Origin of the sequence: Gordoniibacillus kamchatkensis, assembly GCF_000829455.1 — a bacterium.
Taxonomy (GTDB): Bacteria; Bacillota; Bacilli; order Paenibacillales; family NBRC-103111; genus Gordoniibacillus; species Gordoniibacillus kamchatkensis.
This window is the reverse complement of record NZ_JXAK01000004.1, coordinates 162,161-182,091: the sequence shown is the minus strand read 5'-3', so window position 1 is coordinate 182,091 and position 19,931 is coordinate 162,161. Positions and strand designations below refer to the sequence as shown.

Annotated in this window: 15 protein-coding genes and 1 pseudogene; 12 read left to right on the top strand and 4 right to left on the bottom strand. The window is 51.9% G+C overall.

Going from position 1 to position 19,931, the window contains the following annotated elements; genetic code table 11:
- Positions 1 to 112: 112 nt before the first annotated feature.
- Positions 113 to 505, bottom strand: coding sequence for a DUF5367 family protein (locus SD70_RS04015; protein WP_052487030.1), 393 nt, complete (start codon positions 503 to 505; stop codon positions 113 to 115).
- Entirely contained in the window at positions 502 to 1,074 is a 573-nt protein-coding gene (locus tag SD70_RS04010) for a TetR/AcrR family transcriptional regulator (RefSeq protein ID WP_041045851.1), read from the bottom strand. The genes SD70_RS04015 and SD70_RS04010 overlap by 4 nt, the downstream gene beginning before the upstream one ends.
- Before the next feature lie 418 nt (positions 1,075 to 1,492).
- On the opposite strand from SD70_RS04010, the gene SD70_RS04005 reads away from it, so the two are divergent.
- From SD70_RS04005 to SD70_RS03965, 9 genes and pseudogenes are all read left to right on the top strand, one after another.
- Positions 1,493 to 1,822, top strand: a complete 330-nt coding sequence (locus tag SD70_RS04005; protein WP_041045849.1) for a carboxymuconolactone decarboxylase family protein — start codon at positions 1,493 to 1,495, stop codon at positions 1,820 to 1,822.
- A 20-nt stretch (positions 1,823 to 1,842) separates the two neighbouring features.
- Positions 1,843 to 2,694: an SDR family NAD(P)-dependent oxidoreductase gene (locus tag SD70_RS04000; RefSeq protein WP_041045847.1), complete on the top strand. Its 852-nt coding sequence runs from the start codon at positions 1,843 to 1,845 to the stop codon at positions 2,692 to 2,694.
- A 25-nt stretch (positions 2,695 to 2,719) separates the two neighbouring features.
- Positions 2,720 to 3,700 (top strand): annotated as a pseudogene (locus SD70_RS03995) (aldo/keto reductase).
- Between the two features lie 393 nt (positions 3,701 to 4,093).
- Complete coding sequence (locus SD70_RS03990; protein WP_052487029.1) at positions 4,094 to 7,927, top strand: polysaccharide lyase family 8 super-sandwich domain-containing protein; 3,834 nt, start codon at positions 4,094 to 4,096, stop codon at positions 7,925 to 7,927.
- Between the two features lie 558 nt (positions 7,928 to 8,485).
- Positions 8,486 to 10,129: a hypothetical protein gene (locus SD70_RS03985; RefSeq protein ID WP_041045845.1), complete on the top strand. Its 1,644-nt coding sequence runs from the start codon at positions 8,486 to 8,488 to the stop codon at positions 10,127 to 10,129.
- A 69-nt stretch (positions 10,130 to 10,198) separates the two neighbouring features.
- Positions 10,199 to 11,116: an ABC transporter permease gene (locus SD70_RS03980; RefSeq protein WP_052487028.1), complete on the top strand. Its 918-nt coding sequence runs from the start codon at positions 10,199 to 10,201 to the stop codon at positions 11,114 to 11,116.
- A 19-nt stretch (positions 11,117 to 11,135) separates the two neighbouring features.
- Positions 11,136 to 12,014, top strand: coding sequence for a carbohydrate ABC transporter permease (locus SD70_RS03975; RefSeq protein WP_041045841.1), 879 nt, complete (start codon positions 11,136 to 11,138; stop codon positions 12,012 to 12,014).
- A 65-nt stretch (positions 12,015 to 12,079) separates the two neighbouring features.
- Complete coding sequence (locus SD70_RS03970) at positions 12,080 to 13,258, top strand: cache domain-containing protein (protein ID WP_197080932.1); 1,179 nt, start codon at positions 12,080 to 12,082, stop codon at positions 13,256 to 13,258.
- Positions 13,210 to 14,358, top strand: a complete 1,149-nt coding sequence (locus SD70_RS03965; protein WP_156157882.1) for a helix-turn-helix domain-containing protein — start codon at positions 13,210 to 13,212, stop codon at positions 14,356 to 14,358. The genes SD70_RS03970 and SD70_RS03965 overlap by 49 nt, the downstream gene beginning before the upstream one ends.
- A 511-nt stretch (positions 14,359 to 14,869) precedes the next feature.
- Here the strand turns inward: SD70_RS03965 and SD70_RS03960 are convergent.
- Both SD70_RS03960 and SD70_RS03955 read right to left on the bottom strand, forming a co-directional pair.
- Positions 14,870 to 15,424 carry a dihydrofolate reductase family protein gene (locus tag SD70_RS03960; RefSeq protein ID WP_041045836.1) on the bottom strand — a complete coding sequence of 185 codons (555 nt, stop codon included), beginning with the start codon at positions 15,422 to 15,424 and terminating at the stop codon, positions 14,870 to 14,872.
- 416 nt (positions 15,425 to 15,840) lie between these two features.
- Positions 15,841 to 17,601, bottom strand: coding sequence for a sulfatase-like hydrolase/transferase (locus SD70_RS03955; RefSeq protein ID WP_041045835.1), 1,761 nt, complete (start codon positions 17,599 to 17,601; stop codon positions 15,841 to 15,843).
- A 178-nt stretch (positions 17,602 to 17,779) separates the two neighbouring features.
- Between SD70_RS03955 and SD70_RS35770 the strand changes: the two genes are divergently transcribed.
- The 3 genes from SD70_RS35770 (at position 17,780) to SD70_RS03945 (ending at position 19,771) form a co-directional block, all read left to right on the top strand.
- Positions 17,780 to 17,929, top strand: coding sequence for a hypothetical protein (locus SD70_RS35770; RefSeq protein WP_156157881.1), 150 nt, complete (start codon positions 17,780 to 17,782; stop codon positions 17,927 to 17,929).
- Positions 17,930 to 18,054: 125 nt separating this feature from the next.
- On the top strand, positions 18,055 to 18,552 hold the full coding sequence (locus SD70_RS03950; protein ID WP_052487027.1) for a MarR family winged helix-turn-helix transcriptional regulator: 498 nt from the start codon (positions 18,055 to 18,057) through the stop codon (positions 18,550 to 18,552).
- Entirely contained in the window at positions 18,536 to 19,771 is a 1,236-nt protein-coding gene (locus SD70_RS03945) for a multidrug effflux MFS transporter (protein ID WP_156157880.1), read from the top strand. Before SD70_RS03950 ends, SD70_RS03945 begins: the two co-directional genes overlap by 17 nt.
- Positions 19,772 to 19,931: the final 160 nt, after the last annotated feature.

Genomic DNA, 19,931 nt, shown 5'->3' with positions numbered 1-19,931 from the left:
CTCTGACCTGGGATACTAGTCCGAGGTTCTTTGCATTTTAAGGCTCAGTAGGATCGGCCAGCGGCTGAAGGGATATGAGTCCAGTCTGTGGTCGAGCGATCACTAGCAAGTCTTACCTCTTGAACATTGCCGTCAGCAAGATTAAGCTGTATGCCCACAATAGCCATGCGGCCAATAATGTAGTGCTTTCGTCAGATATAGCCGGAAACGCGAAGTTATGGAAGGCGAGGGATAATATATCGAGGAGCATGCCTGGTAAGGCTAGGAAAGCGGCGGAACGGAATCGTTCTGAAGGAACAATGTTAAACATGCCATACAAGGGCACAGTACACACATAAATGACCGGCGCAGAGATTATAAACGTTATAGCCGTTTTCATCTGTTTCTCCGCATCGATCAGCCATGCTCCGAAAAAGTGAAAGATCACTGTCGCCATGAGCCACAGGAAGAATCCCCATAATAGAAAAAGGCCGTTACGCTGACGGATCGTCAGTCCTGCTTTCATTTGTCCACCCCATTTGAAATAAAATCGAACAGAGCCCGCAATGCATCAAATACGGCTTCTTTAGGAAACTCTTCGTCCAATAAAGCTTGAACCGCTAAGCCATCGATTAATGCGTTCATCAGAATGCCCCAATGATCCAAGCTTATAAGATCAACGGGCGACGATCCCCATCGCGAAGCAAGAAGTTCGGTCAGGTGCTTGTTTTCTTGCCGAATCATAGAGCCTAATTGTTGACGATTTGGTTCAGATTGAAGGCTTGCAGCCAACGATGCGAAAAACAATCGGTGATACGTGGAGTTGTAACTGCACCTTTCTTGAGCGGATAACAACGCTTCCTCTATGCGTGCATGGTTTTTCTGCAAAGATTGCCACGAGGAATCGCATAAGCTTTGAACCAGTTCAATCATTAACTGTTCTTTCGTTCGAAAATGATAAAAAACGGTCCCTTGACTGACATTCGCTTGCTCGGCCACAGCCTTTAAAGTCGTCTTTTCAATTCCTCGTTCTGCCAGGCATTGTTGAGCGGCTTTTAAAAGCTCTGGTTTCGTAACCACATTTGGTTTTGCCATGTTTCCTCCCCTAATAGTAAGTTGGTTGAATAACTAACTCATTTTATTACTATCCTAACCTACGATCTCCAAAATGTCAAAATAAGGATGCAATTGACCGAGATGAGGTGACACCATCCAAACCGAAAATTTAGGACAGGGTTTCGATTTCCCTTGCCTCCATACCAAATTCACAACAGCACAAGGTTCTGTGAGAGTCAATGCATAAGTTTGCCACAACGGTAACCTCTGCTTTAACGCTTACGGCGAAAATAATAATTAACACCTTAGTACGGTTTGTTGAATAATAAACGAATCGCGTTCATTTAACCATTGAAAGCAGCCCGTTTCTTTTTATAATTACAGACATATGTTGATTAATCGATCGATATTGATTTTTTAACGACCTTAATAATCGTAAAATAGAGGAGGTAATGTTATGTCAAATTCAAAAGAACTTACCGGAACGCAGAAAATGATAGGGGATTTTGCCCCAAAACTTGTCGCATTAACGGATGATGTTTTATTTGGAGATGTGTGGGAGCGTAAAGAGCTTTCTCCTCGTGACCGCAGTTTAATTACCGTGGCTAGCTTGCTAACTGGCGGAAATACAGAGCAACTGAAATTTCATTTAAATAAAGCAAAAGAAAACGGTCTTACGGAAAATGAGCTTGTTGAAGCCATTACCCATCTTGCTTTTTACGCCGGATGGCCGAAATCGATGTCTGCCATTATGGTTGCAAAAGAAGTGTTCTCAGATAAAGCGTAACAACATAGGAGGTATGGAATATGTCTGACAAGAAAGTTTGGTTTATCACTGGTGCCGGGCGGGGCATGGGCGTGGACATTGCCAAAGCCGCCTTGGCCGCTGGCTACCGGGTCGTCGCAACAGGCCGAAACACCGAAGCGGTAGCCAAAGCCGTAGGTGAAGCCGAAAATTTGCTGATCGTGAAACTGGACATTACGAGCCCTGCCGACGCCGAGGCTGCCGTAAAGGAGGCGGTAGGCCGGTTCGGAACGATCGACGTGCTCGTAAACAACGCCGCCAACTGTTATCTCGGCTTCTTTGAAGAGCTAACCCCGAAGCAGATCGAGGGTCAACTCGCCACCAATCTCATCGGCCCGATGAACGTCACCCGTGCTGTGCTGCCCGTGATGCGCAAGGCGCGTTCCGGTCACATTATTTCGATTTCCTCGACCGCCGGCTTTGTCGGGTATGAGTTCTGTTCCGCCTATGCCGCTTCAAAGTTCGGCCTCGAGGGCTGGATGGAGTCGCTGCATTTCGAAGTCACTCCGTTTGGAATCAAAACTACCATCGTCGAGCCGGGCTTTTTCCGCACCAAATTGCTGGAGCCGGAGTCTTCGACGTACGCGGAAGGGTTCGTCGAGGACTACGCCGAGCGTAATGCCGGGCTTCGGCCTTGGTGGGAGGGAATGAACGGAAAGCAGTCCGGAGACCCTGCCATGCTCGCCAAGGCGCTGATCACGATTGCGAGCGAGGAGGAGCCGCCGCTGCGCTGGGTAGCCGGTGCCGACGCAATTGGCGAAGCGGAGCGGAAGATCGCCGAATTCCGGCAGCAGATCAACGCTTACCGCGACCTGTCCGCTTCCCTCGCTTACGAAGACGATTTGGAAATATAACGATTGGAAAGTGAGGAACGATCAAATGGAATATGTGAAACTTGGCAATACCGGCCTGGATGTATCCCGGCTTTGTCTTGGCTGTATGGGCTTTGGCGTAGCGGAGCGGTGGATTCATCCATGGGTACTTGATGAAGAACGCAGCGTCCCATTATCAAAAAAGCCCTGGAGCTAGGCATCAATTTTTTTTGATACGGCGAACGTATATTCAGACGGAACAAGCGAAGAAATTGTTGGACGAGCTTTAAAGGATTATGCCAATCGAGATGAAATAGTCCTCGCGACGAAGGTTTATTTCCGTATGCATGAAGGTCCGAATGGCGCCGGACTTTCCCGGAAGGCAATCATGAGTGAAATTGATAAGAGCCTAAAGAGACTGGGAACCGATTATGTGGATCTGTATCAAATTCACCGCTGGGACTACAATACTCCCATCGAAGAGACGATGGAAGCACTGCATGATATTGTGAAGGCCGGGAAGGCACGATATATCGGTGCTTCCGCCATGTATGCATGGCAGTTTCTGAAGGCGTTACATGTAGCCGAAAAACATGGATGGACCCGGTTTGTATCGATGCAGAATCATTTGAACCTCATATACCGTGAAGAAGAGAGGGAGATGCTGCCGCTTTGTAAGTCGGAAAAAATCGGTGTGATTCCATATAGTCCGCTTGCAGGCGGAAGATTGACTCGAGATTGGCAGGAAACCACGCATCGTTCCGAAACCGATCAAGTGGCAAAAGCTAAATACGACGCGACTGCAAATACCGATCGGGCCATCGTGGAGCAAGTTGCGGCCATCGCTGAAAAACGCGGCGTTCCCCGCGTTCAAATCGCACTTGCCTGGTTGCTGCAGAAGGAACCGGTCACAGCTCCTATTATTGGTGCTACGAAAATGTCTCATCTCGAAGATGCGGCAGCCGCTCTATCGATTGCGTTAACACCCGAAGAAATTGCGGCGCTGGAAGAGCCGTATGTGCCTCATCCGGTAGTAGGCGCTCAGTAATTGCGGTGCAGAAAAGCGACCATTGCATGGTCGCTTTTCTGATTTGAACTAAAATTGTTGGAAAAAAGCATTTATTTTTTTATGTACGGTTTTAGTAATTGCATCTCATCGTGCTCGGTTAGCAAGGACTTGATTTTAGAAGTAATATAGCTCTTGCTGCCAGCGATAAAATGCGCATTTGAGACCCCTATTTGATATATATATTTTCTTTCACATGGAAATATTATAGCATCTAATTTTTGGTCTTAAAATTAAACTTAATCGCCTCGTCATTAAGCCACGAATGGCAAATTATCAAGATGCCGGAAAAAATCGGCGATTTACTACGATACGAAATCAACTTATGTTTAAAAAAGGTTTGACAGCGTTTACAAAGCGAAAGGAGTGAAAAACATGAAGAAAAGACTGAGCATACTTATGGTAATTTGCCTGCTTTTCAGTTTGCTGCCCTTATTTGCTCCGGGTTTCGAAGGCGTGGCCCAAGCGGCCGGAGGTCCGGCGCAGCAAGGAAATCTGCTGCAGAACGCCGGATTTGAGTCCGTCACGACGGCAAGCGGATGGACGAACAATGTGGCGCCGGTAGCCTGGACGTCCCCGTGGAAAGCGGCCGGGGCTCCCGTTTTTACAGCGGATAACGCCGTAGCCCATACAGGGCAAAATTCGGTCCGTGTCGATGCGCAGGCAGCAAGCCGAATGGCTCTGGAGACGTCCTCGGTTCCGGTCGCGCCCGGCTCTACCTATAAGCTGGGGATCTGGATCAAAACAAGCAACCTGGTCCCTACATCGGGAGGAGGCGCCTATGTCAGAGTGCAATTTTTGGATAGTACCGGTGTAAAAGTTTCGGGCACAGCCGTTCCAAACACGGCAAAAGTATCCGGAACGAGCGATTGGACCTACAAGGAAATGATCGTAACAGTTCCGGGCGGCACTACGCCTGCTGTCAGCCAGTTGAAGGTCGAGCCTTACGCGGACAGCTTTACGGGAACGGTCTGGTTCGACGATGTATCACTGATGCCCTGGTTCAACCTGACGCTGGATCAAGCCTTCGTTACTTTGCTGCCGGGAAAGACGGCGAAGCTCACTCCCGTCTATGATCCCGCGAACACGCCGGCCCAAACTTTGGTCTGGTCTTCTTCCAACCCGGATGTCGCGACAGTAGACAATAGCGGCAACGTAACAGGTCAAAGCTTGGGGGTGGCGACCATTACCGCACAAACGCCGGACGGACTGCATTCCGCATCCAGCCAGATCAGCGTTGAGCCGGAATCCAATTTTCAGCAATACGATGCGCTTCGGCTAAAATGGTTCGACAAGTTGACCGGCGGCGCGTTCGACCGTTCTGATCCGGGCATTTCCGCCTATTTGTCCAACCTGGTTAACAGCGTCACCAATGCGAATCAAACCGGCTTCTGGGATACGATGAACAAATCGGCGACAAGCACGTATTTGTGGAGCGACTTGGCCAGCACATCGGATTCGGCCCAGATCAGCACCGCCTACGGCCGATTGAGGACGATGGCGCTCGCTTACGCAATCGACGGTTCGAGCCTGTACCGTAACGAATCGTTGAAAAATGACATTTTAAGCGGCCTCGACTGGATGTACGCCAACCGGTTCAACGAAGGCAAAACGGAGTACGGGAACTGGTGGGATTGGGAAATCGGCACGCCGCAAATTTTGAACGATGCGATGGTGCTGATGTACGATGCGTTGACGCCGTCGCAGCTTGGCAGCTATATCAGAGCGATCGACCGGTTTGTACCGGATCCGCAGGTCAGGACGATCAACAAGGTGACGGAAACGGGAGCCAATCTGCTCGATAAAGACCTGGTCGTCATCGTTCGCGGCATCGTCGGACGGACAAACGCGAAAATCAGCCAGGGGCGAGACGGGATGAGTCCGGCCTTCCCTTATGTGACAAGCGGAGACGGCTTTTACACGGATGGCTCGTTCATCCAGCATACGAATATTGCCTATACGGGTAGCTACGGTGCCGTTCTGCTTAACGACATGGCGAATTTGCAATATTTGCTCGGCGGCTCGCTCTGGACGGTAACGGATCCCAATGTGAACAACGTATACGATTGGGTGACGAACGGTTTTGCTCCCCTGCTCTACAAGGGAGCTATGATGGATATGGCCAGAGGCCGGGCGATTTCCCGATCGAACTCCCAGGATCACGATGCCGGCAGATCGATTATCGCATCGCTTGTGCGCCTGGCTCAAGGAGCTCCTTCCGACAAGGCGGCGCAAATCAAAAGTATGGTCAAAGCGTGGATTCAGGCGGATACGACGTTTGCCGACTATTACGCGAATTTGCCTATTTACGATATCACGCTGATCCGCTCGCTCATGAACGATGCTGCGATTGCACCGGCTAGCGAACCGGCCAAAAATCAAGTATTCGCCGCCATGGACCGGGTCGTTCACCTGCGTCCGGGCTTCGGGTTCGGCATCGGGATGTTTTCGAACCGCATCTCCGCATTCGAGTACGGCAACGGGGAAAACTCCAAAGGGTGGTATACCGGCATCGGCGCGACCTATTTGTACAACAACGATCTGACCCAGTTCAGCGACAATTATTGGCCGACGGTGGACAGCTCGCGGCTGCCCGGCACGACAACGGACGGCTCGACAGGAACGCTGAAGGACTGGGCGTCGTACATGAATCCGCGGACATGGGTAGGGGGTTCGTCCCTGGATGGCCTTTACGGCGCGGCAGGAATGGATTTCTCTCTGAGCAAAACGACCGGCAGCAGCCTGCAAGGCAAAAAGTCATGGTTCATGTTCGACGGCGAAATCGTCGCATTGGGGACCGGCATCTCAAGCCAGGACAACCGCAGCGTGGAGACGATTGTCGACAACAGGAAGTTAAACGGCAATGGGGATAACCTGTTGACGGTGGGCGGGGAAGCCAAACCGTCGCAGCCCGGCTGGTCGGAAACGATGAGCAATGTCAAGTGGGCGAATCTCGAAGGCAATGTGCCGGGTTCGGATATAGGCTATTATTTCCCGGAGGGCGCGACCATTTACGGTTTGCGCGAGGCAAGGACAGGCGCTTGGAAAGACATCAATACGGGAGGTTCCGCGGCCCCGATTACGAGAAATTATTTGAGTCTCGCTTTCGAGCACGGCGTAAGCCCTGCGGGCGCTTCCTACGCGTATGTCGTGCTGCCGAACAAGGACGCGGCGGCGACCGCGAATTACGCCGGCAATCCTAACGTCGCCATTCTCGGCAATACGCCGGATGTGCAGGCCGTAAAGGAGAAGTCGCACGGCATTACGGCGGCGAACTTCTGGAATCCTGGAACTGCCGACTTCATTACCGCGCGCAATCCGGCTTCCGTCATGGTCAAGGAGCAAAACGGCGAGCTGGAGCTTGCGGTTTCCGACCCGACGCAAACGCAGAGCCAGGTAACGGTCGAATTGGCGCGATCCGGACTATCGGTGGAAAGCCGGGACAGCACAGTGGAAGTAGTACAGACGTCGCCGACGATACAAGTCACGGTCAATGTAGCCGGTTCATACGGAAAGACGCACGTCGTTACATTTAAGGATACGACCCCGCCGGTTACAACGGACGATGCCAATCCGGATTGGCACAATACGGCGCAGACGGTGCACCTGACGGCAACCGATATAGGCAGCGGCGTCGCGGCCACATACTACAGTGTGGACAACACCGATTTTGTGCAAGGAAATACGATCGTCCTGAGCGACGAAGGGATCCACACGATCCGCTATTACAGCGTCGATGCCGCCGGCAACCGCGAACAAACGAAATCGGCCGAGGTCAAGATCGACGAAACGCCTCCGGCTGTCGCTACGTCGGCAGCGACAACGGCAGCCGCGGGGCAGTCAACGGTCACGATCACGGTGTATCATCCGGATCCGGTGAACATTCCGTTTGCGATCACGGACGCGCTCAGCGGCGTCGCCCATGCGGAGGTGACGCTGGACGGCGCCTCCGTCAACCAGCCTGTCACGGCTGAACCGTTAGCGCTGTCGCTCGGCGATCATTCGCTCGTCGTAACGGCAGCCGACTACGCGGGGAACGTTACGACGCAGCGCTATGTACTGCGGGTAATGATGGATATTCCGCATTTGCGCGAAGAGCTGCAGGTGGCGGGCAGCCGCGGATGGATTACCAATCAGGGAATTCTGAGCAGTCTGCTCGCCAAGGCCGACCATATTGAGCAAGTGCAAGATCAAGCAAACAAGCGCTGAACGGATTAAACGATTTGGAGAACGAAGTGCAAGCGCAATCCGGCAAAAAGATTGACGCCTCATTCGCACAGCTGCTGCTTAGCGATATTGCCTACTTGAAGAGCCGTCTGGAATAATGAGCTATAGGCTGGACATAGTAAGCGGGCGAGAAGCCGCATCCATCTCAACTTGAGTGGATAGCGGCTTTTTGCATTATGGGGGGGGAATTTCAGCTGCCGAAGAAAGTGCGGCTGCGCTGCGGATTGGGAATGTGGGTCTCCGGCTTCGTTGAACTTGTGTTCCAATGAAGTTGATATAAGGTTGGAACACGAGTTCAAAGGCGCACGCTACGCTCCAAGGCCCACATTCCCATCCTCCGCTCCGCCTTTCTTTGGCAGCTTGGCAATTTCCGATAAAAACGCGATGCGGCAAAAAACGTCCACACCGATTCGCAAGAAATGTAGACGGATGAAAAAATGCCGATATACGGATAGTGAAGCGGTTTTGTATGATGCAAACACAGGCCGAACCGCTCCTGCCGTTCCGCCGCCACATGCATAATGCAAGGGGAGTGTTTCCATGAGAAAAGTATTCCGCACCAAAATGATGCCGATTCTCGCATCCGTTCTAACGCTATCGCTTATTGCGGCGTGCGGCAGCACGGGCGAGCAAAAAGGATCGGCAGCGCCAAGCAACGCCCCGGCCGCAAGCGCCTCCAAGGAGCCGATGAAAATTTCGTTCTGGACCCCGCTGAATGCGAACCCTAAAGCCGTCGTCAAAAACTTGGGCGAGCTTCCGATGGTGAAGGAATGGGAGAAGCGCACGAACGTTGCGTTTGAGTTCCGGCACTCGTCGGGCAATACGCCTCAGGACGACATTCAGCAGTACGGGGTGATGATCGCGTCCAACAATTTGCCAGATGCCATGCTTTGGAACTGGGACAGCGTGCAAGGCGGGCTGCCGAAAATGTTTAAGGACGGCACGATCGTTAAGCTCAACGATCTGATCGCCAAAAATGCGCCGAACCTGAAAAAAATTATCGACGAAAATCCGCAAATCGCCAAACAAATCAAAGCGGATAACGGCGACATTTACGTGCTGCCGCACCTGCGGGTCGGCCAATACGGACAATACAAAACTTTCAGCGGCATGATGATTCGCCAGGACTGGCTCGACGAGCTCGGCCTCAAGGCGCCGGAAACGATCGACGAGTGGGAAACTGTGCTGAAGGCGTTTAAAGAGAAGAAAGGCGTCATCCCGTTTACTTTGGACAAAGGCACCCCCATCTCCAACTGGGACTTTGCCGGAGCCTTCGGCGTTCCGGGAATAGGGGCGACCGCAAACGCCGGCAGCTTCTATCTCAGCGGCGGGCAAGTCAAGTTCGGGCCGATTCAGCCGGAATTCAAGCAATATTTGGCGACGATGGCAAGATGGTATAAGGAAGGGCTGATCGATCCGGACTTCGCCTCGAACGATGCCAAAACGAAAGATGCCAAAATTACGTCGGGCAAAGCAGGGGCCTTCTTCGGGTACATCGGCGGCAGCATGGGAACGTACATGCCGGCGCTGCAGAAGGCGAATCCGAAGGCACAGCTTGCCGCCGTTCAGTATCCGGTGCTCCACAAAGGCGAGGAGCCGAAATTCATCAATACCGCCTGGGATTACGACAATGTCGGAACGGTCATCACCAGCTCGAACAAGCACCCGGAGGAAACGGTCAAAGCGCTCGATTATTTGTACAGCCAGGAAGGCGCGCTGCTGAAAAATTTCGGTATCGAGGGCCAGACCTACAACATGGTGAACGGCCAGCCGCAATATACCGACCTGATTTTGAAAAATCCGGACAACTTGCCGATTTCGCAAGCGATGGCCAAGTACTTCATCGCCAACTACGGCTTCACGGGGCTGGACGACGACCGCTATAACGACCAGTATTATCAATTGCAGGCGCAGAAAGACGCGGTCAAGATTTACGCGAAATATGCGAAAAACGCGTACAGCGTCATGCTGCCGCCGGTCAGCCTGACTACGGACGAAGCGAAGGAAGCGGCCAAAATTTTGAACGATGCGGGCACGCTCCTTACGGAGCAGATTACGAAAATCGTAATGGGCGCGCTGCCGCTGGACAGCTACGATAAGACGATCGACCAGCTCAAGAAAATGAACATCGATCGCGCAGTCGCCATCTATCAGGCCGCTGTGGACCGCTACAATAAACGCTAATGCTGCAGAAGGGGAGCCTGGTTTCTCCCCTTCCTTCATATTTTGACAACATGGCAAGGAAGTGAGCGTATGGCGAAATCCATCCGGCTTTTATGGGACGACGTCAGGAAAAACCGGGCGATTTACCTGATGGTGCTGCCCGTCGTGCTGTACTTTTTCATTTTTAAATATTTCCCGATGTATGGAGCGGTTATCGCTTTCAAGGACTTCACTCCCGCCAAGGGAGTATGGGGCAGCGACTGGGTAGGGCTCGAGCATTTCAAGGACTTCTTCGAAAGCTACTACTTTGTCCGCGTGCTGCGCAATACGTTTCTGATCAGCTTCTACAATCTCGTCTTCGGGTTTCCGGCCCCGATTATTCTCGCCTTGCTGCTCAACGAAATTCGGCAAAAGCTGTTCAAATCCGTGGTGCAGACGGTGTCGTACCTGCCGCACTTTATTTCGCTCATCGTGATTTGCGGCCTGATTATCGATTTCACGAACCGCGGCGGGGCAGCAAGCTCTCTCATCGCCTTTTTCGGCGGGCCAAGTACTCCGCTGCTGAACGACGCCGGCTATTTCCGTCCGATCTTCGTGAGCACGTCCATTTGGCAGGAGATGGGCTGGTCGTCCATCATCTACCTTGCCGCGCTGAGCGGCATTAACCCGGAGCTGTACGAAGCGGCCAAAGTGGACGGAGCGGGCCGGTTCAGACAAATTTGGAGCGTGACGCTGCCCGGGCTCATTCCGACCATCATGATCCTGCTCATTCTTCGGATCGGCGGGCTGATGGAAGTCGGCTTCGAGAAAATCGTTCTGCTGTACAATCCGAATACGTACGAAACGGCCGATGTCATCTCGTCTTTCGTGTATCGGGAAGGGCTTGCCCAGGGCAACGATTACAGTTATACGACGGCGGTAGGACTGTTCCAATCCGCGATCAACTTTGTGCTGCTGATTAGCGCAAACCGCATTTCCCGGAGATTTTCCGGCAGCAGGTTGTGGTAGTGGTAGGGGGGGACTATTGATGAAAGGAACCGCAGCGGAACGGCTGTTTGATATCGGCAACACGATTTTGATGCTGCTTCTGATCGTGTGCACGCTTTATCCGTTTTACTATGTGTTCATGGCGTCCATTAGCGATTCGAACCTGCTTATACAGCATACGGGTTTGCTGTTCAGGCCGCTGGGCTTCAATCTGGGGGCTTTCAAGAAGGTGATCGAAAACCCGAATATTCTGAGCGGGTACCGGAATACGTTCATCATTTTGGTGGCGGGGACGGCTGTCAATTTATTGTTTACGACGCTTGGCGCTTATGCGCTTTCCAGAAAGTTCATGCTGCGGAAGTTCATCATGATTGCTATCGTGTTCACGATGTATTTTAGCGGCGGTCTGATTCCTACGTATTTGCTGATCAACAACTATTTGCACCTTGGCAACAGCTTGCTGGCGCTGATCATTCCCGTAGCCGTCAGCACGTGGAACCTGATCATCATGCGGACCTCCTTCGAGGCCATTCCGGAGACGCTGCTGGAATCGGCGAAGATCGACGGAGCGGGGGAATTCCGGATCCTGTTTCAGCTTGTCGTACCGCTGTCGATGCCGGTCATCGCGGTCATGATTCTTTATTATGGCGTAGCTCACTGGAATTCCTGGTTCAATGCGATGCTGTTTCTGAGCGACCGCAACAAGCTGCCGCTGCAGCTCATCCTGCGGGAAATTCTCGTGCAGAACAGCACGGACTCGATGACGACCGGCACCGGCAACGCTAACGACACGGAGGCAATCGGACAAAGCATCAAGTACGCGACCATCATGGTGGCGACGGTTCCGATTCTCGTCGTGTATCCGTTCCTGCAGCGATATTTCGTGAAGGGCGTTATGGTCGGGGCGATCAAAGAATAGAAAAACGGTTGTGTCATGCCGGTGTAGGTGGGATAATGGCGGAGGAACAAGGGGGAGTGCAGCTTATGAAACGCAGCGTGTTCTTATTTTGGCTTTACTCTAACCTGACGATCTTATGTATCCCCATTCTCATCGCCATGGGCATCTTGATGCAGTCGAAGCATTTGCTCCAGTCCGAAGTGATGCGCTCCAACGAGGCGCTGCTTAACCAGGTGAAACAATCGCTGGACAATCAATTTCAGGATATTAAGAAAATCGGCCTGCAGCTGTCGCTGGATCCCAAAGTGTTAAGTTACATCAATCAGACGGATTTTTCGGCTCCCGATGTCAAGCTGAGCCTGCTCGATTTGATTAAGACGCTCCGCTCTTATGCCGCTTCGAACGGGAATATCGACGATTTTTATATTTACGTGAAGGCCGGGCAATTCGGCGTTACGACGTCGGCTCTGGACGAAGCGGATATTTTGTATCAATTGTTCCACGAGAAGAAGGGCGTCACGTACGAGCAGTGGAAGGAGAGCATGCGCAAGAGCTACTTTGGCAGCTTTGTCAAGCTGGCGGACAACGACCTGGTTTTTTTGCAATCACTTCCGGTCCAAAATATGAACGAGGAGGCGCCGGCTACGCTTGTCGTGATGCTGAACGGGGACCGCCTCAAGGCGGCGATCTCCGGCATCCAGCTCGCTCAGGCAGGGAGCGTCGTGATCGTCGATAAAAATAACAAGCCGCTGATGGCGGCGGGCGAGGCGCTCAATACTGCGGACATTGATTTCTCGCAGCTGACGAAGGAAAGCGGCTCGTTCTCGCAAAAGCTGAGAGGCGAGCAGGTCACAGTATCTTACGTCTCCTCCGGCGAGAACGACTGGAAATATGTATCGGTTATACCGACCAAGGTATATTCCGCCAAGGTGAATCAGCTGCAAATTTGGATTTTGATCGGACTCGCCCTCTGCGTTCTGATCGGCGGGGCGACGACCGTCTGGCTGACGAGAAGAAATTATTTGCCGATCCGGCGCATGGTCGATCTCGTGTCCCCGAAGGTGAAATCCAATCTGGAGGGCATCAAGAACGAATTTACGCTGCTGCAATCGTTCATGTCGGAAAATGCGGCGTTTCAGGATTTGGCCGCGCGCACGATCCGGATGCAGCAAAACGCGCTGCGCAGAAACTTCTTGGCGAGGCTGCTGAAAGGCGCGTGGAGAGCGGGTCGGCCCTTGCGCAAACGATGGAGTCGTTCGACCTGAAGTTTGAGACGAGCTGTTTTGCCGTGCTGCTGTTTCATATCGGCGGATATGCGGCGCTGTTCAAGGATAACGACCCGCGGGACGCCGAAACCAAGCTGCAATATGTATATCATATTGTGACGAATATAACGGAGGAATTGATCGGCCGGAAGCATCCGGTGTTTTCCACCGAAGTGGACGGGATGGTCGCGTTTCTGGTCAATATTCGGGGAGAGGACGAAAGCGCGGCGAAGCAGGAATTGGTGGACATTGCCGGGGAGGCGCAATCGTTTATCCAAAGCAACTTTTACATTCAGCTGACGATCGGCATCAGCAACACGCACCCGTCGGTTTCCGGCATTCCGCACGGCTTCGATGAAGCGCTGGAAGCGCTGGAGTACAAATTCGTCATCGGCCCGAGCCAAATCATTACGTTCGACCGTATCCGGAGGCCGAAGAACGAGCTGTATTACCCGCTCGATACGGAGCGGCAGCTGATCAACTACATCAAGACGGGGCAATATGAAGAAGCGATGGAGACGGTCAGCGGCATTTTGACTGCGAACGTAGCGGACGGAACGCTTTCCGCGCAGCTGGGCAAGCTGCTGATGTTCGAGCTGATCGGGACGATCCTGAAGTCGATCGAGCATTTGCAGCCCGGCCCGGACGAATTGTCCGTCGAGAAAACCGAGCTGATCAAGCTTCTGACCCAGTGCGAATCGTTCGCGGAAATGGAAGACGAAATTTACCGTTTTCTGAGAACGGTATGCGAGTATATCGACGCCAGGAAAAAAAGCCATAACAGCAATCTGAAGGAGCAAGTGCTGGCTTATATCGAAGAGCATCTGTCCGACATGAACCTCAGCCTGACCTCCTTGTCGCTGGAATTTGACGTGAACGCGCCGTATTTGTCCCGGTTTTTCAAAGAGCAGACAGGGGAAACGTTCGTCGATTACGTGGGCAAGCGGAGGGTCGAGCTGGCCAAGCGGCTTATGACGGAAACGGACGATACGATCGCCGAAATTACGAGCAAGGTCGGTTTCACGAACAGCAATACGTTCATCCGCGTATTCAAGCGGTATGAAGGCATTACGCCGGGGCATTTCCGCAAGGGGGAGTGAGGGGCAGCTCCCGCAAGTCAAACCGGTCGGCGCTTCGGCTGTAACTCAGGCGGGGGCGGAGACTGCACGTCCGGGGCCTAAACTGCTCGGGGACATGGCAAATAGTCCATAATGCAAGAGCGCCGGTCCAATTGTGTAGTGGTGCTCTTGTGCTTACCCGCACAAGATGACTTTGCCAAGTGGATTCGTGATCTGTACGAGAAAATCCATATGCGTACGTGTCCTGTTCCTTCTCCGGATGGAGGGCAGCAACTTCATGGCATTTACAGGCTTCCTTTACGATTGCTGGTCAGAACATGACCAACAAACTGCCCCCTGAATTCAGTAACCTGGTTGGCGGGTATAGTTTAAGTAAGACTGGTGTTGTGGTTCTGACTAGGAGCCGCCTCGCGCTGGTCTTTTTTATTTTGGGTATTCGGATTTTGTGGTGGAAAAGGTTTGTAATTCGCCCTCCTTCAATTTCTCAATCAAAGTGGAAATGTCGATATCAAGAAGGTCACTACGCTCACGATTAAACAACTTTCAACCATTTTTTTTTGCGATAAACTACTCTTAGAACATCACTATCACCGACTTTACTACAACTTTCTAAAAGTAAATTTACTTTAGAAAATCCTTGGGGAAAGAGCTGAACCCCATTCCCTAAAAGCGTAGGCAAATAGTAGATATCGTACAAGTCAATCAGATTCTTATTTAGAAACTCACGAATGATCACTCCGCCACCCATCAGCCATATATTCCCTGGTCGATCTGCCCATATTTGTTTTACAAGTTCGTCAACAGGCGTATTGACAAATGACACTTCATTATCGGAGAAACGATTCGGGTCGTGCGTATATACGTAGCACTTTTTCGCGGCATACTTCCATTGACCTTGTGAATGCTTTCTGATGTATTCATAGGTTGTTCTACCCATAATGATCGTGTTTATCGACGAATACAGCCGATCAAAGCCATAATCGGGCTGTGGATCAGGTGTTTCATAAAGAAAATCAAGCTTGTTATCTACACTTGCGATATACCCATCAAGACTTGCAGCAATATAAAGAATGACTTCGTTTTTCATCTACTTCACCACTTTCTATTATCGTTAATTCTCAATATCGAGTTGTCGAAACAGTTAAATTCCATTCGAGCGTAATACTCATTTCCACCAACTCCACCATACAAACGAAAATATGACAACTATCGTCATAATTAGAATGAGATGAACAATAATATAGGATATTTCAACCATACAATCCGATAATGCAACACCATGATATTATATCGTTTTCAACCACGTTTTCCGAATAGCCTTTATGGGAGCCGATTATACAGCCCTTCGCTACTATGGATGTGACAGGTCTGCAAGAGAAGTGGAGAAAATACGAAAACTTGTGCAGTAAAGGTCCACCCGTTCCGAAAAATAGGCTCGTGCTGCAAAAAACCTCGAAGCTAAGCGGCTTCGAGGTTTTTTTTCAAAGAGCGTGTATGCAGATACTATTTGTCGTTTCGACCTGGATACAAACGTTTTTGGTTGCGCTGCTTCTCCAGCAGATGCGCCATCCTTTGTTGAATGTTTCTGCTATATGGCGTTGCAAGAGCCGGATGTGCAAAGTTGCATGTTTCTAAAGGATCGTCGGTTAAGTTATACAGCTCATATTCGTCATGGACCGGCTCGGTTTTGACCCGTGCGACCGAATGGATGTACTCTCCGCCGATTCCACATCCAAATGGCTGAACAGCTACGTCTTTCACCCCCGGATGGCTCCAGAATTGAACATTATCAAAATAGCGGGAGAGCTTCCACAATTGTTTCGCTCCATTTCTGTGTACGGTCGTGATTACGGCTTCGATATGGTTAGGCTGAATAACGGAACAATACGGCTCTCCCAATGGATTAATTTGATGCTGACCTCGGGTAACATCGTCATCGGTCATGAAATAAATCGGCTCATCGGCCGCTGCGGCATCGTTCTGTCCTAACATAAAGGGAGTAAGGTCGCGTCCCACAAAAGGATGGACTTCGCTGAATTTGTTTCGCAAACGGCTCTGAATTTGTTCTATGTCAGCCTTCGCCAGTCCAAGCATGGTAGGCAGGAGATCCACATGGCTTGTAAGCGTGTGGAGGTTTTTATTTTGCGGAAAAAGATGTTTGTTATGAATGAGGAGTGGAACGTGCACAACCTCTTCGTAGGCGCAATACCATTTTTGATGAAGACGCCCGTGAGCGCCTAGCAGGTCCCCGTGATCGGAGGTGAAAATAACAATCGTATTGTGATAAAAAGAAGATCGGGTAAGAGCTTCAAATACTTTCATCATTTGCCGATCGACATTTTTCTGCAGCTGGTAGTAAAGCTTACGGTAAAACGATTGGTCGATAATGGGCTGCAAAGCTTTTGGATAAATATCGCGGTAGCTTGCTTGACAGCGCGGTTTGGTAAATAAAGGTTCGTTGATTGATGGAGGGGGGGCGACTTCCGGCATAGGGTCGACCTCAAACTGAAACATGGGAAGCCGCGCTGTAAGTGCACCATATAAAACGATATCGTGAGGGTTCACAAAAGAGGCTACGATTAGCCAAGGCTTGGCATTCTGGTCGCGGCTTTTCTGGCGGTTCAAGGAATCGAGGAGTGCAACGACTTCCGAAGCATAAATTTCGTCTCTGCCGCTTACTTTCATGCGAGCGGAAGAGGCGGAATTTCGTGGATCTATGCCGTGAGGCTCCGGGCCGATCCAGCCGGAAAAACCGAAGCTGTCCAAACGGTCGGCACGGGAATATAATTGCTCCCGCCGCTTATCAGGTACGCCTGTCACTGGATTATAGCTAGTGAGGCTAATGTGCGTGCCGGGTATGGCAATATCTTCGTATGATATATGCCATTTTCCTCTATAATAAGTCTGGTAGCCGGCTTCGCGAAAGTAATCCCCCATCGTAGGCACTGTGTTTCTTTCCAGCCAAAACATATCGGAGTCGTAAGTTTCCTTTGCGATGCCGTTCGTCTGGCTGACTCCATGGAGCGACGGATAATGGCCGGTCAACAACGTAGCCCGGCTAGGGCAGCAGGCAGTGCTGCCAATATAATGCCTGTGGAACTCCATCCCATGAGCCCTTAAAAGCTCTTGTGTCATGAGATTGTTTCTTCGCCATTCTCTTATTTCCGAGTTTTCGTAAACGGGGGGATACCGTTCCTCATCCACGAGAAACACAAGAAAATTCGGTTTTTCAACAAATCCGGAAAGAGATGGATTACCGTCCATGGAACACACATCCTAGATAAGATCTTTACCCTAGATTATGTTGAAAATGTCCGGCACAGTATCCATCTGGAGCCTGTAATCATCCCCGCACTTGTTGTCCCGCCAATCAGTCCCGCTATAACGGATACCTTTCCAGATCCGGGATATCCTATCCTCAAGAGGAGGAGGTCGAGAGCGGATGGACGAAAATCGGGTGACGGCAACTCCAAAATTGGAAGCAGAATCCATAGCGGAAACCGACAGCAATCAAGATTACGAATTGATGCGCGAATACGCCAAGCAGCTTAATGGAGAAATAATTGATAGCGAGGACGGGAGGAATTACTGATTTTGAATATCTCGAGCTATTCGTTAGCACGATAACCGGGTGCCTCGGCAGCCGGTATTTGACATTCGTCGGGAAGCACACTACAATTATCTCGATTAGCCGGCTAATGGAAGGGACGCGGCGCTGTGGAATTCAACTATTCGGAAGCTCTGACCCATTTATTGAGCCACGTTTACCGGCTGTACCGGCATAACGTGGATCTGCTCATTCAGGAATACGGCGTCTATCCCGGCCAGCCGCCTCTCTTAATGCGGCTTACGGAACAGGACGGGCAAATTCAGAAGGAGCTTGCCAGCAAGGTTCATGTGCAACCGGCCACACTGAACGTCATGATCGGCCGAATGGAGAAGGCCGGACTCGTGGAGCGCCGACCGGACGCGGACAATTACCGCGTGTCGCGGGTTTATTTGACCGAGAAAGGGCGCTTGGCAACCTCGGCGGTGAAAAGTGTGCTGAAAGAAATCGAAGAACGCTGCTTTGCGCGTTTCAGCGCGGAAGATAAGGCGGTGTTCCGGCAGCTGCTGCAGCGGATGCACGACGATTTGCGGCAGCTCAAGCATGAAAATGAGACATTGACTATGAAAGGACAAGGTGGTGAGCAGACGTATGATGCCAAGCGTTAATTTGCAGTCCGAAGCGCCGGCGCGGCCGCACCGCCTGAAAATGGCGCTGATTCTCGGCGCGCTCGCGGCGTTCGGGCCTTTGTCCATCGACATGTATTTGCCGGCACTGCCTGCACTCGCTCAAGATTTGCATGCCAATCCGTCGCTGACCCAACTCAGCTTGACCGCCTGTCTTGCCGGCTTGGCCGTCGGCCAGCTCGTGGCGGGACCGCTCAGCGACGTGCGCGGACGGCGTATGCCGCTTATGTTCGGACTTATTCTTTACGCTGTAGCTTCATTTTTATGCTCGATGAGCCCCTCCATCGAAGCGCTGGTCGCGCTGCGCTTCATTCAAGGCGCCGCAGGCTCGGCCGGCATCGTCATTTCCCGGGCGGTGGTCAGGGACATGTACTCGGGAACGGAGCTGACCAAATTTTTCGCTCTGCTCATGCTGATCAATGGAGGAGCGCCGATCTTGGCCCCGATTGCGGGGGCGCAGCTGCTCAAGTTTACCGCTTGGCCCGGCGTTTTCATCGTGCTCGGTGTCATCGGCATGATCATGCTGGCCGCCGTCCTGTTGGCTTTGCCTGAGACGCTCCCGGCCCAGCGGCGTTCCAAAGGAGGAATGAGGGGGACGTTCTCCACCTTCTGGCGGTTGCTGCGCGACCGCAGCTTCATGGGCTACGCTTTGTCGCAAGGACTCGTCTCCGCCGCAATGTTCGCCTACATTTCCGGTTCGCCGTTTGTGGTGCAAAATTTGTTCGGTGCCTCTCCGCAAATGTTCAGCTTGATCTTTGCCATGAACGGTATCGGCATCATCATCGCCGGACAGCTGACCGGCAGGCTGGCCGGGAAAATCGGCGAAACGAAGCTGCTCGTCTTCGGGCTCGGCTATGCGGCGACGGGCGGGGTGCTGCTGCTGGCGATGATATTGGCGGGAGGGGGACTGCCGGCGATTTTGCCCCCGTTATTCATGGTCGTATCCAGCGTCGGCATCGTAGGCACGACTTCTTTTTCGCTGGCAATGCAGAAGCAGGGCCAATCGGCGGGGAGCGCTTCCGCTCTGCAGGGCCTCTTGTCCTTGATCAGCGGCGGGGTAGTAGCCCCTCTGGTCGGTATCGGCGGGGGCGGCACGGCGATCCCGATGGGCACAGTGATTGCCATCGCGGATGTCGGCGCTGTGCTGTGCTATTTGTTCCTGATTGTCAGAGCGAAAAAAGAAGCTTCCCCTTCCAACTAGGGGAAGCTTCTTTGCTGCTGACCGAGTGCGGAGCGTGCCGGGCGGCCCCCGGGTTAGTTCCGGTTAACGGAAAATTGTTCCGCTAGCGGCCTATTTCCCGGGTATTTCCCGAAAATAGCGGAACGAGAGTACGTAATTACCGCGTTCTGGGGGAGGTTTC